This window comes from Moorena sp. SIO1G6, assembly GCF_010672795.1.
In the GTDB taxonomy this organism is placed as follows: domain Bacteria; phylum Cyanobacteriota; class Cyanobacteriia; order Cyanobacteriales; family Coleofasciculaceae; genus Moorena; species Moorena producens.
Genome location: NZ_JAAHFZ010000011.1, coordinates 37,344 through 52,756, shown reverse-complemented (window position 1 = coordinate 52,756; position 15,413 = coordinate 37,344). Strand labels below are relative to the sequence as shown.

Sequence of the window (15,413 nt, the reverse complement as noted above, 5' to 3'; positions counted from 1 at the left end):
AGCGCTTATCCTACAGCGAAAACCTTTTGAATAGATTTGTTCCAAGGAATCACACAAGGTTCAGCTTTCTAGTGTACGCTTTTACAGAAAGGGAATGGCAAGCTATAGTTTGAGTCAAACCCCATTGATAACTAAGTTCACCTACTGATGGATTTAAAATCTCTGATTCGCGATATCCCTGACTTTCCCAAACCAGGGATTGTATTTCGGGATATCACTACCCTCCTGAGCAATCCAGAAGGACTACGCTACACTATCGATACCTTAGCTCAAAAATTTCAGGAAGCAGGAGTAAGGGCTGATTATGTCGTGGGTATGGAGTCTCGTGGTTTTATATTTGGACCACCTATAGCTTACCAACTCGGGGCTGGGTTTGTCCCAGTGCGCAAACCGGGTAAACTACCAGCAGCGGTATACTCGGCTGAGTATGACCTAGAATACGGCACAGACAAGTTGGAAGTCCATCAAGATGCTTTCACACCTAACTCCCAGGTTGTGATTATCGATGATTTAATTGCTACTGGAGGAACAGCAGCAGCTACAGTCAACCTGGTAGAACAAGCAGGCGGTCAAGTGGTAGCTCTTGGCTTTATCATCGAATTACGGGATTTAGGTGGACGTCAGCAACTGCCTGATGTACCAGTTATAACCCTGGTTGACTATTAGTTATTAGTTATTAGTTATTAGTCATTGGTCAAAAGAAAGTTTCCAATTAATAAAGGACTTTCAAGGAATGACAATTTTTGAATTCAAAATGACGTAAGCATTCAGCTATCAGCTATCAGCTATCAGCTATCAGCTATCAGCTATCAGCTATCAGCTATCAGCCATAGGCCAACGGCTGACGGCTGACGGCTGACGGCTGACGGCTGAATGCTTACAAAATGACTAGCTTTATAATTGGCAATTGTTTCCACCGGAAACAACCCCCTGAATTCAGGTATGGGATAATTTTGAATTTTTAATTGATAATTTTGAATTGGAGCGAAGCGATTGACTTCTTCTACTAGAGATTCTAGCATTATCAATCGGTTTGATGGGGCTTGGCATAGACTAAAACTTCTGGTCACCAGTGAGACCTTTCTGTACGTGGTAAAGCGACTGTTGCAAGGTCTTTTGACCTTGCTGTTGGCATCTGCTCTAAGTTTTGCCATTATTCAGTTTGCACCAGGAGATTTTCTGGATACCCTCAGGCAAAATCCCAAAATTTCCCCGGAACGAATCGAGGAACTCAAGGAGCAATTTGGTTTAGATCAGCCAGCAATTATTCAGTATTGGCGTTGGCTAGTACGAGTTGTAACCAAGTTTGACTTTGGTACCAGTTTCGCTTACTTCCGTCCGGTGTCGTCTTTGTTATTAGAACGGATACCAGCAACCTTACTCTTAGCCGTAGCCTCAATCTTTATTACTTGGACGATCGCAATTCCTCTTGGTATCCTGGCTGCTGTTAATCAGAATCGCACCACTGACCGATTCCTACAAGTCATTAGCTACACAGGTCAGGGTTTCCCCAGCCTAATCACTGCTCTGTTGCTGCTCATACTCGCCCAGAATCTTTCCCCCTTAGTTCCTGTCGGTAGTATGACCAGTATCAATCATGATGATTTATCCCCCATTGGTAAGGTTTTGGATATTGGCTGGCATATGATTTTGCCAACAATAGCTCTATCCATTACTAGTTTTGCAGGTCTACAACGAATTACTAGGGGTGAATTGCTGGATGTGCTACGGCAAGACTATATTCAGACAGCTCGTGCTAAGGGACTGCCAGAAAATCGAGTTATCTATGTCCATGCTTTGCGCAATGCTATTAATCCTCTAATTACCATCCTTGGCTTTGAGTTTGCTTCTCTACTCAGTGGCTCATTTATTGCTGAAATTTTCTTCAACTGGCCAGGTTTAGGTCGTTTGATTTTACAGGCGGTAACTGCTCAAGACCTCTATCTGGTAATGGGAAGCTTGATGATGGGGGCTACAATGCTGATTTTGGGGAATTTGTTAGCAGACTTGCTTCTAAAAGTAGTTGATCCTCGAATTCGTCTAGAAGATTTGAAATAGAGAATGTAAGCAATCAGCAATCAGCCATCAGCCATCAGCAATCAGACATCAGCAATCAGCAATCAGCCATCAGCCATCAGCCATCAGCCATCAGCCATCAGCCATCAGCCAAAAGCCTATGCTTCACAGCGTCGAAGTCTGTGCCACGCTACTTGAGGTGCGACAGTTTTTGAATAAAATAACCTGACCGCTGACCGCTGACTGCTGAATACTTACTGTCCTAAATGTACTTTTGACGTCAATTTTTGTTAACAACCTAAATAGGCGTTGCAGAATAACGGGATGATGTACCTATTTACTGAAGTTTGAACTGTAGACTATAAGCCACTTTCAGTTATGTGCAAAAAATGGTATCATCCCACAAATGTGCAACGCCCCTAAATAAAATAAAACCTTTTATTAAATCAGGAAAAAAACCTGAAACGATTGTCCATCCTGCCTTCAGCATAGCTGCCTTCAGCATAGCTGCCTTGCTGTAAAGACGCGCCTCAGGAATATTTTCAAGATGTTTACCCAAATTCATTATGTAATTCTTTCTAGAAGGAACGGTCGTTATCTGGTTGCCCAACCGAAAGCTGGTAGCCCAGAGGCTGGAGCTGGATATCTGTTGATGTTTCGCGAACACTTTGATGCCCTGAGTTATCTCAATACCCACGGTGCTGATTTAGCTGACCAATTTTCTGTAGAGTCGGTTTCTGGTAGTCAGTTGAAAAATTTGCTGGAACGGTGGGGGTTTGTTGGTGTGGGTGTTGTTCAAGACCCATTGGTACCTCAAATTGAGTTTTTTTCTTACAAATAAGGGCTATTAGGTGACACAACCAGACTATTCAACTAGTCCAAAAAATAGCGATCGCATTTTGTAAGCATTCAGCCGTCAGCCGTCAGCCGTCAGCTGACGTAACAGAGATTAAACCAATGCTTACTTGTTTTATTCAAAAGCTGATAGCTGATAGCTGATAGCTTACCGCATTTTCCCAAGCTCTCTGGCTTGACTGGGGATAATTGATACTCCTACTAACCGTCGTTCCCTGATTGATTTTTTTGAGCAGGCAATGATTGCGAGGACTGGTTATTCACGGAATTGATATTTCCTCTTGCTTGTCCATCACGACAACCATCACACCGCTGCTGGGCATATTGTTAATATGCATAGATTTTGTTTAAATTTTATTAAGGAGTAAATATAAGGAGTAACTATGAAAGACCTCACTGCTTATCGAAATATAGGTATCTTTGCTCATGTGGACGCAGGCAAGACAACTACAACAGAGAGGATACTAAAACTTACCGGGAAAATCCACAAAATTGGTGAGGTTCACGAAGGTGCAGCTACAACGGACTTTATGGAACAGGAACAAGAGCGCGGTATTACTATTCAGTCTGCCGCCACCAGTTGTTTCTGGAAAGACCACCAACTCAACATTATTGATACCCCAGGTCACGTAGACTTTACCATTGAGGTTTATCGTTCCCTCAAGGTTCTCGATGGTGGCGTTGGTGTTTTCTGTGGCTCAGGTGGTGTAGAACCCCAGTCAGAAACTAACTGGCGCTATGCCAATGACTCAAAAGTTGCTCGGATTATCTACGTAAACAAACTTGACCGTCTGGGGGCTGATTTCTACCGAGTTGTTAAGCAGGTAGAAGATGTACTTGGTGCTAAGCCTCTGGTAATGGTACTGCCGATCGGAACTGAGAACGATTTTGTGGGTGTAGTGGATTTGCTAACCCGTAAGGCATGGGTATGGGATGACTCTGGGGATCCGATGAACTATGAGATTCAAGACGTTCCCGCCAACATGGTTGATGATGTGGAAACCTACCGCGAGCAGTTAATTGAAATGGCTGTGGAGCAGGATGACGAGGTGATGGAACAGTATCTAGAAGGGGAAGAACCAGATCTCGAAAGCCTTAAGCGTTGCATTCGCAAGGGAACTCGTGAGCTGGCTTTCTTCCCTACCTACTGCGGTTCATCCTTCAAGAATAAGGGAGTGCAGTTGGTACTCGATGCTGTAGTTGACTACCTGCCGAATCCCACTGAAGTCAAACCCCAGCCAGAAATCGATCTAGAAGGTAACGAAACCGGTACACTTGCCTATGTTGACCCAGAAAAACCTTTGCGTGCCTTGGCATTTAAGATCATGGATGACCGCTTTGGCGCTCTGACCTTTACCCGTATCTACTCAGGAACCTTATCTAAGGGTGACACAGTACTTAATACCTTCACCGGTAAAACTGAGCGTATTGGTCGTTTGGTAGAGATGCATGCCGATTCTAGGGAAGAAATTAACTCTGCCCAGGCCGGTGATATTGTGGCCATCGTTGGGATGAAAAATGTCCAGACTGGGCATACCCTCTGTGACCCGAAAAATCCTGCTACTCTGGAGCCGATGGTCTTCCCAGACCCGGTGATTTCCATTGCGATCGCACCTAAGAAAAAAGGTTCCTCTGAGAAAATGGGCATTGCCCTGAGCAAGATGATTCAGGAAGACCCATCTTTCCACGTTGAAACTGACCAGGAAAGTGGCGAAACTATCATTAAGGGCATGGGTGAGCTGCACCTAGACATTAAGGTTGATATCCTGAAACGGACTCATGGCGTTGAGGTGGATGTAGGTAAGCCCCAGGTTGCATATCGTGAGTCCATTACCAAGCGCATCGAAGACAGCTATACCCACAAGAAGCAGTCCGGTGGTTCTGGTCAATATGGTAAAATCGATTACGTTATCGAGCCTGGTGAACCCGGTACTGGCTTCCAGTTTGAGTCCAAGGTGACTGGTGGTAATGTCCCCAGGGAATTTTGGCCTGCTGTGCAAAAGGGCTTTGAGAATAGCATTCAAAAGGGTCTGTTGGCTGGATTCCCTTGTGTGGACTTCAAGGTTACCTTGACTGATGGTGCCTACCACCCCGTAGACTCATCGGCTATTGCCTTTGAAATTGCGGCCAAGTCGGCTTATCGGCAATCCTTTGGTAAGGCTTCACCTCAATTGTTAGAGCCAATTATGAAAGTGGATGTATTCACACCAGAAGATTACATGGGGGATGTAATTGGTGACCTCAATCGCCGCCGTGGGATGATTAAGTCTCAGGAGAAAACTCTTACTGGTGCTCGCATTAAGGCAGATGCACCGTTGAGCGAGATGTTTGGCTATATTGGTGACCTGCGTACTATGACATCTGGTCGTGGTCAGTTCTCGATGGAGTTCTCCCACTACGCCCCTTGCCCAAGTAATGTGGCAGAAGAGGTAATTAAGGAAGTGAAGGAACGTGAGGAAGCTGCTAAATAATCTTTTGATTTAAGTAGAGTTCCTGGCTGGTTTTAGACTGGCCAGGAACATCGTGTGATCAATGATTAAGTCTGTGCCATCACCATCCCCATCAAGGCAATTACCGAAGCATTGTAATCAATAGCATATTCATTAGTAGCCCAAGACCGCTCATCATCTACATAACTCAACATTCCCAAGCCTTTAGGCGCAATCCCATCCTGGGCATCAGTATTAGGACCCCCTACCATCAGACCAGGGATGACAATTCCTTTAGCTCGGGAAATCCGGTGATGAACATGACGCACCGAGTTGCTACCAACACGGGTAATAAAACAAAGATTAAAATGATTGCGCCCCAGTAAATAATCTAACTGCTCAACAGCTGCCTTGTAGTAGCCTCGATTGCCAGTGATGCGGTAGGCATAGAGTAGAGTAATTCCTTCCTCAGCTATCTTATGATTAGATGCCCAATGGAATTTATCAATAGTTAAACGGTAGCCACTACGGTTAATCTTTTCCATCAGAGTATCCGCCCTTCGCATCAGCCTAGCTGTTATTTCTAATTTCAGTTTGTCTGACCCTTTCCTTTGTTTCTGCACCAAATAGTTAACCATTGCTAGAGGAGACGGATCTTTCCAACCAAACTCACCATAGTCAAAGGCCGTGATAGTTTTAGCTAAGTATTTCTCGTAGCTAGTATCCCCTGTAGTAATAAACAGTTCTACGGCTGCCCAGAAGCGGTCATCTTGATCTGTTTTTAAGGATTCTTGCTGATCCCACTCTCCAAAAAGATACTTACCTGAACCGGTGTCATCTCCTTCTTGCCAATCCACCTTCATAGATCGCTGTTTTCGGAGAAACCCCCAGGCTTTCTGAGCTGCTTGTAAGTAGGTTTGAGCCTGTTGCTTGTCAAAGGGACTATAAACTCTAGCAGCCATTGCCATTACTGCTGCAAACTTGCCAGTCTCAGGTGTCGAGATTCCAAAAGTGTACCGTGGCTGAGTATCTTGATTGGGTAGAATTTCCCCTGGCCATTTTTTTCCTGACAGCTTGCGGTAGACAGCACCATCCTCTCGCTGCATCTTCAGCAGCCAATCTAATCCTACTTTGACCTCATCGAGTAGGTCAGGTCTACCATTGCCGCTTTCTGGTATAGTTAATTGGTTGTCCCTAAATAATTTAGGATATTGCTCGTACAAGCTTAACAAGCGTCCGATGGTGACTGTCATTGGCGCAACATATTTACCAAAATCCCCAGCATCATGCCAGCCACCTTGGGCAGATTTGAAGTCTCCAGCTTTATTAATCTCATCGTTGTGGGCAATAATCCCATCTTTGAGATGGCAGGGGGGATGTTTGACTCCAGATACTGAATCATTTACAGCAACACCGCACCGTTGCAAATAGTAGGACCGGAGTAGCTTTGTAAAGGTATCCTTATAAATTTCCTTACCAATGCCAAACGGATAAGACTGACTATAGCCGTATTTGAGGTAATAGCTACCTGATTTATCGTATTTAGTAAAATCAATAACCGTAATTTTATCATTACTGGCTTTATCCTTTACGGAGTTTCCCAGGTTGGTCACAAAAACCGTTTTGTGAGTGATTAAATCAACAAGTTCAACCTGCTTGTTTTCCGAATTGGGGGAATTGATTAAGAACGCCAACTTAGGCCCAGTTGGGTAATAACCTATTTGATTGATAACAATTTTTCCTCTAGCTGCTGGATTATAGGGTTGAGCATTAAGCTTGGAAAAAAATCCATAAGCGATCGCACTGATCCAGCCGATAAAAAATCTTCTATCTATTTTCATCGTCAAGCTTTTACTTCCATGATATCTTGATTATGGGTCTTTTGGAAATTTTCCAGAACGAACCTCTGTAGTAAACTCCTGCACGGCTTGGGTTATTACCTGGCGCAAATTCACATAAGACTTAGCAAAGGGTGGCTGGTGCTCGGAAAGCCCTAGTAAATCCGCTGTCACTAACACCTGGCCATCACAGTGTGGTCCGGCTCCAATGCCAATGGTGGGAATAGTTAATTTTTGTGTAATTGACATTGCCAAATCGCTTGGAATATGCTCTAAAACGATAGCAAAGGCACCAGCTTGCTCCAATGCGATCGCATCCTGCAAAATCCGCTCCCCAGTTTCCGGTGTTTTTCCTTGTTGCCGTAAACCCAGCCGATGAATAGACTGCGGTGTTAAACCTACATGACCCATCACCGGAATTCCCACAGCGCTAAGCCTCCCCACCGTTTCAGCCATGGCAGGATATCCTCCCTCCAACTTCACTGCCACTGCCCCAGTTTCCTTCAACACTCGACCGGCAGAGTGGATTGCCTGCTGAGGACTTTCCTGATAACTCAAAAACGGCAAATCACAAACCACTAATGCCCGTTTAACACCCCGACACACCGCTTTGGCATGGTGAATCATGTCCTCAAGGGTCACTGGCAGCGTTGTCGAGTAACCCAGCGTAACCATTGCTAGAGAATCCCCGACCATGATTATGTCTACTCCCGCTTCATCCAACAGCTGAGCGATCGCATAATCCGCAGCAGTCAGCACCACAATCTGGCGCTCCTGTTGTTTCCATTGATTCAACTGCTTGATAGTAACTGCCATAACCAATAATAGTTTCGGTCAATCCGATTAATAATTCTCAAAGATGCTTATAAAAAAAGTAAACCGAACTATGGAAATCTTTGTAAAGAAGCGTGAACTACTGACTTCAGTGTAATGTGATCGTTAGCTATCAGCTATCAGCTCTCAGCTATCAGCTCTCAGCTCTCAGCTCTCAGCTCTCACCCAAAGGCCTGTGGCCAAGCTACACCGAACAGTTTTTGAATAAAATAAGCTGACCACTGACGGCTGACCACTGACGGCTGACGGCTGACGGCTGACCACTGAATACTTACATCTCATCTGTGCAACTGATTTATGACCTATTAATACTATATGGGTTAATTACGGTAATCAAGAAGGTTGAAGAATACTGCTTGAGTAGGGAATACTAAAAATGAAGCTTCCTCGATCAGGTTCCCTATGTCAGAGCCTCTAATTTCTGCCATCATCTGCACCCACAATCGCGAACAATATTTGGGTGCCGCCATTGATAGCGTGCTACAGCAGGATTTTGCCGATTATGAAGTAATTGTGGTCGATAATGCGTCAAGCGATCGCACCCGTAACATTGTTGACCAACGCTTGGACAACTCTCGACTAAACTATGTTTATGAACCCGTACTTGGTTTATCGGTGGCTCGTAACACTGGGGCTGCCAGTGCCTGTGCTGGTATTTTAGCTTATCTGGATGATGATGCCGTTGCCAGTCCCCGTTGGCTTAAGACAATTTACGAAGCTTATCAAAGTAACGAAAAACTGGCAATTGCTGGTGGTAAAGTTACCCTATTGTGGCCAGATGGCATTACCTCTCCCTCCTGGTTGTCACCAGACCTAGCAGGAAATTTGGGAGCTTATGACCTAGGGGAAACCCTAATTCAGATCCAAAATCCTGGTTTGACTCCCAGAGGTTTAAATTACTCGATCAGGCGGACTTTCCTGGAGAAAATCGGTGGTTTTGATGTCAATTTAGGTCGTGTGGGGAAAAATTTATTATCTAATGAAGAGTTACATATGACAGAATTAGCTCTCCAGGATGGTTGGCAAGTTGCTTATCTACCTGATGCTCTAGTGGCTCACAATGTTGCCCCAGAACGAATCAATAAACGTTGGTTTTTGAATCGTGGTTGGTGGCAAGGTATTAGCGAGTGTTACCGTGAACAATTGGTTGGTCGTGCTGGTACTGCCCAATTGTTACGGGGAGGTGAACGAATGATGCGAGGAATCTACAAATCCTTCAAGCACTTCCGCAATCCAGCTCTTCGCTTTGATAATTTCGTTTATGCCTATGGTCAAATCGGTTATCTGAGTGCAGTAATTAAAGGAATGCTACCAAAACATCCGGGAACGTGAGATCCCCTCTCTTTTAAGGAGGAGATGAAACGGACGCGACGGGTTTTAACCCGCCGTGTCCCTCTGCTTAGGTTCATAAAATTTGGATATTAGACTTCTGACCAACTCAGATGGAGTCATCCCACGCCGTTCTGCTTCTTGCTTTAATTGCATTTTTTTTAATTTATTAATTCGGATCATCAATCGTTCGTCTTTCATTTTTGGAATACTATTTGCGCGCACGAATGTTACGATTCTAGTAGGAGGCAATCAAATGTACAAGACGATTCCAGTAAAAGCAAACTTGACAGAGGAAGAGCAAGCTTTTTGGGTATTTCAATGCCAACAAGCGAATAGTCTGGTAAATTGTGCTATCTATTACTCCAAACAAAAACATTACACCTGGTTAGAACAGCAAGAAGAAGCTTTTACGACTTACTGGCGAGAGGATGATCTTAGATATGGGTGGAAAACCTATAAATGCAGTGTCAAATATGCCGAACTCTGCAAGAATCTAAAAGAGAATCCTCACTATAAGGCGATGGCAGCTCAGTCGGCACAACAAACTCTCAAGACTGTAGCCGAATCAATCAATAGCTACAATCAGTTAGTCGGCCATTATTACAAGGGAAAAGTCGATAGACCAAAACTGCCAAGATACAGAAAGAAAGGCGGATTGGCAGCTGTAACTTTCCCTAGACAAGCTCTTGGTTATAAGTCAGGGTTGTTCTACCCTTCGATCAGCAAAGAAACAAAACCTGAGTTGATCACCGAGATTACCCTGGAGCCGCCGGACTTTATAGATCCGGACTGGGTAAAACAGATAACTGTTCGTCCGTACCTTGGGCAACTTTGGATCGACTGGGTAATTGATGACGAGAAGCAACCAATCTCTGATAACCCCAACCTCGACTATTCCCAAGCGTGGAGTTTTGATCACGGCGGGACGAACTGGCTGACTGGGCTTTCAACCCTTGGCAAGAGCCTGATAATTGACGGTCGAAAACTCAAGTCAATGAATCAGGGCTACTGCCGGTTAGTCGCCAAGTACAAACAGGGGAAACCAGAGTTTTACTGGGATTCCAAGCTAGATCGAGTGCAGCGGAAACGAAACAACCAGATACGGGATGCGATCAACAAAGCTGCTAGATTCATTATCAATCGGTGCTTAAATGATCGCATTGGAAACCTAATTATCGGCTGGAACGAAGAACAGAAAAGCCGTTCTAATATGGGCAAACGTGGCAATCAGAATTTCGTAGTCATCCCGACCAAGAGACTAATCGAACGGCTGAAACAACTTTGCCCTGAGTACGGCATTAAACTAACAATTACCGAGGAATCGTACACCAGCAAAGCGTCTTTCCTTGACGACGATCCATTACCAAAATATGGTGAAAAACCCAACGGGTGGAAACCGTCAGGATGTCGGGTAAGGCGTGGTTTGTATAAAACTTCTGAGGGATACCTGGTAAATGCCGACTGCAATGGTGCGGGTGTGATTCGTTAGCTAGAAACCATATTCTATAAAGGATTTGGGGGATTAGCTGCTTGGTTATAGAACCATGACAACTTGATAACCATGATGGTGAAAATCCATCCCTCGTGAAATCCGAGTGACAAGAACAGATGAACTATTTACCAGATCAGCAAGCAATTACCCATCAGGGGGCTATAGTAATGGTAAAAATATTAGGCTTAAGTGACATGCTTCCCCTATTACCTATTACCCATTACCTATTACCCATTACCTATTACCCATTCCCGATTCCCCATTCCCGATTCCCGATTCCCCATTCCCGATTCCCCATTCCCCAGATAAGCGTACTAATGTTGCTGCATAAGTGACATGCTCCCGTTTCTCGCAGTTATGAGGTACACTATCCTTTGACACTGATTCCCTGTCTTGATGCAATAGCGAGTGGGGGGAACCACGGCAATAGCGAGTGGGGGAAACCCCCAAGACCGTAATGGTGCGTTTACAGTCGTCGAATTAAATTCGCCACGGGTCGCACCTCTGCCTCCCCAAGACCGTAATGGTGCGTTTGACCCGTAATTAAATTCGCCACGGGTCGCACCTCTGCATCGCTTAAAACCCTCTTTACTATTGCTAGCATGCATGCATGCCTTTTGCCTTAAAGGGATAAGCAATGTCGCTCACTCGTCCTGAGAACTGCTATAATTTGGAGGCTACTAGAGTCAGCAAACAGCGATTAATTTCTCTGATTTTATTAATTTGTTTGTCCTACACTTTAGCTAATTTTAATGGACAATATATTCAGCAAAAATGGTTAGCATCCTATGTTAATCGTCCCAGTTATCATTCAATATTTTACCGACGACATAGCAGTTTTTATATTGGCTTGCATGGTAAAAATTGGTTGGATTCAATGTCTTTTGTCTCAGAACTCATTCAATAATTACTTCGTTTTTATCGCCACAAACTGCCTTATCCTCTCCGAGGTTACAGGGCTGCTTCCCTTATATAGCACTACCCATTAAGATGTTTGACATTTCTAAACTCCGAAACCTAGTCAATGCTTACTTTTGACTTCTGACTTGTGACTTGGGACTTGCGCGTTTGTGGATGCTTGGATGTAAGCCTTTTTCCTAGACCAGTAAATCTTGGCGAGGATTAAAATTATCAATCTCCCTTAGTTTTTCGTATAGTTCTCTGACCTCCTGAGTGGCTTCGGTTGGCACAACAATCTGAATTTCTACTACCTGATCCCCTCGTAACCCATCCTGATTGGGATAACCCTTATTTGCCAAGCGCAATTTTTGTCCTGACCTGACGCCACTAGGAACATTAATTTGCACTATACCATCCAAGGTGGGAACTTCTATTAAGTCACCTAATACTGCTTCAGCAGGGCTTACTGGTACTACACAAATCACATCCAATTCCTCTAATTTAAAGAAAGGATGAGGTGACACAGTAATTTTTAAATTTAAACATCCACCATCAATACCTTGACCTTGGAGCCGCACCAGGGCACCGGTTACCATCCCAGCAGGTAGCTCAATTTCTAAAGCCCGTCCATCTTCTAGGCGAATTCGCTCTCGACCCCCTTTATAGGCTTTTTCCAAAGGTAGGGTTAATCGAGCGTCAATATCTTGAGGTTGAGGTTTGGGATAAGGTTGAGGCTGAGGGGGGGATTTGGGTTGAGGTCTCAGACGAGAACTAACAGTGTAGGCTGTTTTAGTTTTCCCTGGTCGAAACGCACTCTCAGAACTTACCCGAGTCCCTGGAGGTGGGGTTGATGTTGCCTTTCTAGTAGAGCGACGCCCGAGTAGTTGATCAATGAAGGTGTTGAAGTCCCGGTAATTGCCATAATCCTCTGGTTGGTATGAACCACGACCATTGCCGTTCCAGCCTACATTTTTAATCAAAGTAGCAGCTTTAGCCGCTTTTCTACCAAACTTCTTCTTCTGCCAATATCGGCTGAATTGGTCGTACTGCGATCGCCTATTCGGGTCAGAGAGAACTTCATATGCCTCACCAATATCCTTGAACTTGTCTTCTGCTGTCTTATCTCCAGGATTCAGGTCGGGGTGATACTGTCGAGCTAACCGCCGATAAGCCTTTTTAATTTCCTCGCTGGATGCCTCTGTGGGTACACCCAACATTTCATAGTAATCTCGATAGTTTTGCATAATTAGTCAATAATGAAGTGTCTCGATGCACTCCCTCATCGGGTAAACCCCCGTATTAAGGCTTTTTTGATCTATTCGTTTTTTGATCTATTCGTGATTAATCGTTAATTGTCAGTATTTTTTAAAGGGAAGAGCGAGAAAACTTTTACCTAAAGACTAACCGCTAATTAGTTGTGGCTACTGACAACTGACAACTAACTACTGACTAATTTAGAACCAATTATCATCCTCATCCCAATCATTTTCAAGGGGGTTTCTGCGATCGCGATCGCGACTGGACCTCGATGAACTAGCCCCATAGGAGTCATAGGAGTCCCGGCGGTAATCCCGTTGAGAATATCGGTCTGTGTCACTATCTCCGGTGAAGGTGCGACGAATTGAGCCAAACAAGTCATCATCCTCTTCTTCCTCATATTGCAGCCGTACCTCTCGCTTGAGCTCATAGAGGGCATCTTGTAGATCACCTTGAGTGCGATCAATAGCCCGGTCATCATTTTGGGCAACGGATTGACGCATCTCCTGAATTAAGCCTTCAATCTGACGCCGATAACCACTAGCAAACTGTCTCCCAAAATCTAGGGCTACCTCCCTCAGTTGCCGTTCCGCTTCATTAGCCAAACTTTCTGCCCGATTGCGCTTTTCTACTCGTTCCCTTCGTTCCCGGTCAACCTCAGCGTATTCTTCTGCCTCACGAATCATTTTGTTGACTTCCGCTTCACTCAGGGTAGAAGCCCCTTGAATGGTAATGCTTTGTTCTCGACCAGTAGTTTTATCCAGTGCCAATACCTGCAAAATTCCATTAGCATCAATATCGAAAGCCACCTGAATTTGGGGCACTCCCCGTGGTGCTGGGGGAATACCAGTCAACTTAAACCGACCCAAAGACTTATTATCTGTTGCCATATCCCGTTCCCCTTGCAGGACATGAATTTCCACCAAAGTCTGATTATTTTGGGAGGTGGAAAAAATATCAGACCGCCGGACTGGGATAGTCGTGTTGCGGGGGATTAACTTTTTCATCACCCCACCAATAGTTTCCAAACCCAAGGACAACGGAGTTACATCCAGCAATAGGATATCTTTGACTTCACTGTTAAGAATTCCTCCTTGAATTGCAGCTCCTACTGCCACTACCTCATCAGGATTAACATTCTGATTTGGTTCCCGATCGATTAAGCTGCGCACCAATTGTTGTACCATCGGGGTGCGGGTTCCCCCTCCTACCAAGATCACTTCATCAATGTCCATAGGAGTTAAGCCAGCATCTTTGAAAGCTCGTTTTAGGGGTCTGCGCAAACGACTAACTAGATCCACACATAGCTCTTCAAACTGAGAGCGCTTCAGCCTAGTTTCTAGGTGTTTTGGACCATCTTCTGTAGCTGTAATAAAGGGCAAATTAATCTCAGTTACACCCACCCCAGACAGCTCGATCTTAGCTTTTTCTGCAGCTTCAGTCAGCCGTTGTAGGGCTTGGCGATCGCGTCGCAGATCAATTCCCTCTGATTTCAAAAATTGCTCTGCCAACCAGTCAACAATTTTTCGATCAAAATCATTGCCCCCCAGTTGAGTATCACCACTGGTTGATAGCACTTCACACACCCCATCCCCCACCTCTAGGATCGAGACATCAAAGGTACCCCCGCCCAAATCAAATACCAGGATAGTTTGGCTGGCCTCAAGATCCAAGCCATAAGCCAAAGACGCTGCTGTTGGTTCATTAAGAATCCGCAGAACCTCTAACCCAGCAATTCGTCCAGCATCTCGTGTGGCTTGCCGTTGAGAATCATTAAAGTAAGCCGGGACTGTTATTACTGTTCCTGTTACCTCCTCTCCCAGGTAGCGGCTGGCCTCATCCGCCAACTTCCGCAGAATCATTGCAGAAATTTCCTCTGGGGCGAAGTCTTTTTTCAACCGGGGGCACTTAATTCTCACATTACCACTTTCATCCCGGCGAATGGTATAGGCAACCCGCTTTGACTCTGGATTCAGTTCAGCATACTTACGTCCAATATACCGCTTCACCCCATAGAAGGTATTTTGGGGATTAAGCACAGCTTGGCGGCGTGCTAATTGTCCTACAACCCTTTCCCCATCCTTACTAAAGCCAACCATTGAGGGAGTTGTGCGCATACCTTCCGCATTAGCAATTACCACCGGCTTACCGCCTTCGATGACAGCCACCACGGAGTTTGTTGTACCCAGGTCAATGCCGACTACCTTGCCCATGCGTCCTTTATTCTCCTCAAGATGAATGCTGTCAACTCGTTCAATGAATTTCAACTACTATATATATAGATGATATTTTGATTAAAATTGTATATAGCCAGTGGTTCGGTTTTCCGAAGCGTAGTCACCCTAGACCTCTGACGGTTGCAGTTATGGTAAGGGATGCCCCGAAGTGCTGAATCTATTCTATCCCTTGACTTCTTCCCCAATTTAGCGGAATTTCAAAGTAAGCATCCTATCATAATAG

The 15,413-nt window shown here is 44.8% G+C and carries 15 protein-coding genes; 7 read left to right on the top strand and 8 right to left on the bottom strand.

The window, feature by feature from the left end:
* Positions 1-147 precede the first annotated feature (147 nt).
* A complete protein-coding gene (locus tag F6K63_RS13165) occupies positions 148-666 on the top strand; it encodes an adenine phosphoribosyltransferase (protein WP_008186938.1) in 519 nt (172 codons plus the stop codon).
* A 143-nt stretch (positions 667-809) separates the two neighbouring features.
* On the opposite strand, the gene F6K63_RS13160 is transcribed toward F6K63_RS13165, so the two are convergent.
* Positions 810-1,022, bottom strand: coding sequence for a hypothetical protein (locus F6K63_RS13160; RefSeq protein ID WP_008183240.1), 213 nt, complete (start codon positions 1,020-1,022; stop codon positions 810-812).
* Between F6K63_RS13160 and F6K63_RS13155 the strand changes: the two genes are divergently transcribed.
* Positions 994-2,058, top strand: coding sequence for an ABC transporter permease (locus tag F6K63_RS13155; protein WP_502708041.1), 1,065 nt, complete (start codon positions 994-996; stop codon positions 2,056-2,058). The genes F6K63_RS13160 and F6K63_RS13155 overlap by 29 nt on opposite strands.
* 334 nt (positions 2,059-2,392) lie before the next feature.
* Here the strand turns inward: F6K63_RS13155 and F6K63_RS13150 are convergent, their stop codons facing one another.
* Complete coding sequence (locus tag F6K63_RS13150) at positions 2,393-2,581, bottom strand: hypothetical protein (protein ID WP_008186933.1); 189 nt, start codon at positions 2,579-2,581, stop codon at positions 2,393-2,395.
* Between F6K63_RS13150 and F6K63_RS13145 the strand changes: the two genes are divergently transcribed.
* Together F6K63_RS13145 and fusA are read left to right on the top strand one after the other, a co-directional pair.
* Positions 2,564-2,857, top strand: a complete 294-nt coding sequence (locus tag F6K63_RS13145; RefSeq protein ID WP_008186930.1) for a hypothetical protein — start codon at positions 2,564-2,566, stop codon at positions 2,855-2,857. The two genes, F6K63_RS13150 and F6K63_RS13145, sit on opposite strands and share 18 nt — an antisense overlap.
* A 397-nt stretch (positions 2,858-3,254) precedes the next feature.
* Positions 3,255-5,342, top strand: a complete 2,088-nt coding sequence (gene fusA, locus F6K63_RS13140; protein WP_008186928.1) for an elongation factor G — start codon at positions 3,255-3,257, stop codon at positions 5,340-5,342.
* A gap of 65 nt (positions 5,343-5,407) precedes the next feature.
* Here fusA and F6K63_RS13135 read toward each other — a convergent pair whose 3' ends face one another.
* The 3 genes from F6K63_RS13135 to F6K63_RS13125 form a co-directional block, all read right to left on the bottom strand.
* On the bottom strand, positions 5,408-7,141 hold the full coding sequence (locus F6K63_RS13135) for a glycoside hydrolase family 9 protein (protein ID WP_287265870.1): 1,734 nt from the start codon (positions 7,139-7,141) through the stop codon (positions 5,408-5,410).
* Between the two features lie 30 nt (positions 7,142-7,171).
* Entirely contained in the window at positions 7,172-7,954 is a 783-nt protein-coding gene (gene panB / locus F6K63_RS13130; protein WP_287293377.1) for a 3-methyl-2-oxobutanoate hydroxymethyltransferase, read from the bottom strand.
* Between the two features lie 165 nt (positions 7,955-8,119).
* Positions 8,120-8,254, bottom strand: coding sequence for a hypothetical protein (locus F6K63_RS13125; protein WP_267872064.1), 135 nt, complete (start codon positions 8,252-8,254; stop codon positions 8,120-8,122).
* 120 nt (positions 8,255-8,374) lie between these two features.
* Between F6K63_RS13125 and F6K63_RS13120 the strand changes: the two genes are divergently transcribed.
* Positions 8,375-9,304 (top strand): glycosyltransferase family 2 protein, encoded by a 930-nt coding sequence (locus F6K63_RS13120; RefSeq protein ID WP_008186925.1) that lies wholly within the window; start codon positions 8,375-8,377, stop codon positions 9,302-9,304.
* A gap of 45 nt (positions 9,305-9,349) precedes the next feature.
* On the opposite strand, the gene F6K63_RS13115 is transcribed toward F6K63_RS13120, so the two are convergent.
* Positions 9,350-9,502: a hypothetical protein gene (locus F6K63_RS13115; RefSeq protein ID WP_008186924.1), complete on the bottom strand. Its 153-nt coding sequence runs from the start codon at positions 9,500-9,502 to the stop codon at positions 9,350-9,352.
* A 55-nt stretch (positions 9,503-9,557) separates the two neighbouring features.
* Here F6K63_RS13115 and F6K63_RS13110 point away from each other — a divergent pair, with 55 nt between their 5' ends.
* Positions 9,558-10,793: an RNA-guided endonuclease InsQ/TnpB family protein gene (locus tag F6K63_RS13110; protein WP_287312331.1), complete on the top strand. Its 1,236-nt coding sequence runs from the start codon at positions 9,558-9,560 to the stop codon at positions 10,791-10,793.
* 119 nt (positions 10,794-10,912) lie between these two features.
* Positions 10,913-11,131, top strand: a complete 219-nt coding sequence (locus F6K63_RS13105; protein WP_287312330.1) for a hypothetical protein — start codon at positions 10,913-10,915, stop codon at positions 11,129-11,131.
* Positions 11,132-11,893: 762 nt separating this feature from the next.
* Here the strand turns inward: F6K63_RS13105 and F6K63_RS13100 are convergent.
* Positions 11,894-12,940, bottom strand: a complete 1,047-nt coding sequence (locus F6K63_RS13100; protein WP_008184006.1) for a DnaJ C-terminal domain-containing protein — start codon at positions 12,938-12,940, stop codon at positions 11,894-11,896.
* A 210-nt stretch (positions 12,941-13,150) separates the two neighbouring features.
* Entirely contained in the window at positions 13,151-15,166 is a 2,016-nt protein-coding gene (gene dnaK / locus F6K63_RS13095; protein ID WP_044493122.1) for a molecular chaperone DnaK, read from the bottom strand.
* Positions 15,167-15,413 lie beyond the last annotated feature (247 nt).

What these genes read in the sequence shown, in the direction of transcription:
- F6K63_RS13165 (WP_008186938.1), top strand. Translation starts at nt 148, where the DNA reads ATGGATTTAAAATCTCTGATTCGCGATATCCCTGACTTTCCCAAACCA.
- F6K63_RS13160 (WP_008183240.1), bottom strand. Translation starts at nt 1,022, where the DNA reads ATGCTAGAATCTCTAGTAGAAGAAGTCAATCGCTTCGCTCCAATTCAA.
- F6K63_RS13145 (WP_008186930.1), top strand. Translation starts at nt 2,564, where the DNA reads ATGTTTACCCAAATTCATTATGTAATTCTTTCTAGAAGGAACGGTCGT.
- F6K63_RS13150 (WP_008186933.1), bottom strand. Translation starts at nt 2,581, where the DNA reads ATGAATTTGGGTAAACATCTTGAAAATATTCCTGAGGCGCGTCTTTAC.
- fusA (WP_008186928.1), top strand. Translation starts at nt 3,255, where the DNA reads ATGAAAGACCTCACTGCTTATCGAAATATAGGTATCTTTGCTCATGTG.
- F6K63_RS13135 (WP_287265870.1), bottom strand. Translation starts at nt 7,141, where the DNA reads ATGAAAATAGATAGAAGATTTTTTATCGGCTGGATCAGTGCGATCGCT.
- panB (WP_287293377.1), bottom strand. Translation starts at nt 7,954, where the DNA reads ATGGCAGTTACTATCAAGCAGTTGAATCAATGGAAACAACAGGAGCGC.
- F6K63_RS13125 (WP_267872064.1), bottom strand. Translation starts at nt 8,254, where the DNA reads ATGAGATGTAAGTATTCAGTGGTCAGCCGTCAGCCGTCAGCCGTCAGT.
- F6K63_RS13120 (WP_008186925.1), top strand. Translation starts at nt 8,375, where the DNA reads ATGTCAGAGCCTCTAATTTCTGCCATCATCTGCACCCACAATCGCGAA.
- F6K63_RS13115 (WP_008186924.1), bottom strand. Translation starts at nt 9,502, where the DNA reads ATGAAAGACGAACGATTGATGATCCGAATTAATAAATTAAAAAAAATG.
- F6K63_RS13110 (WP_287312331.1), top strand. Translation starts at nt 9,558, where the DNA reads ATGTACAAGACGATTCCAGTAAAAGCAAACTTGACAGAGGAAGAGCAA.
- F6K63_RS13105 (WP_287312330.1), top strand. Translation starts at nt 10,913, where the DNA reads ATGAACTATTTACCAGATCAGCAAGCAATTACCCATCAGGGGGCTATA.
- F6K63_RS13100 (WP_008184006.1), bottom strand. Translation starts at nt 12,940, where the DNA reads ATGCAAAACTATCGAGATTACTATGAAATGTTGGGTGTACCCACAGAG.
- dnaK (WP_044493122.1), bottom strand. Translation starts at nt 15,166, where the DNA reads ATGGGCAAGGTAGTCGGCATTGACCTGGGTACAACAAACTCCGTGGTG.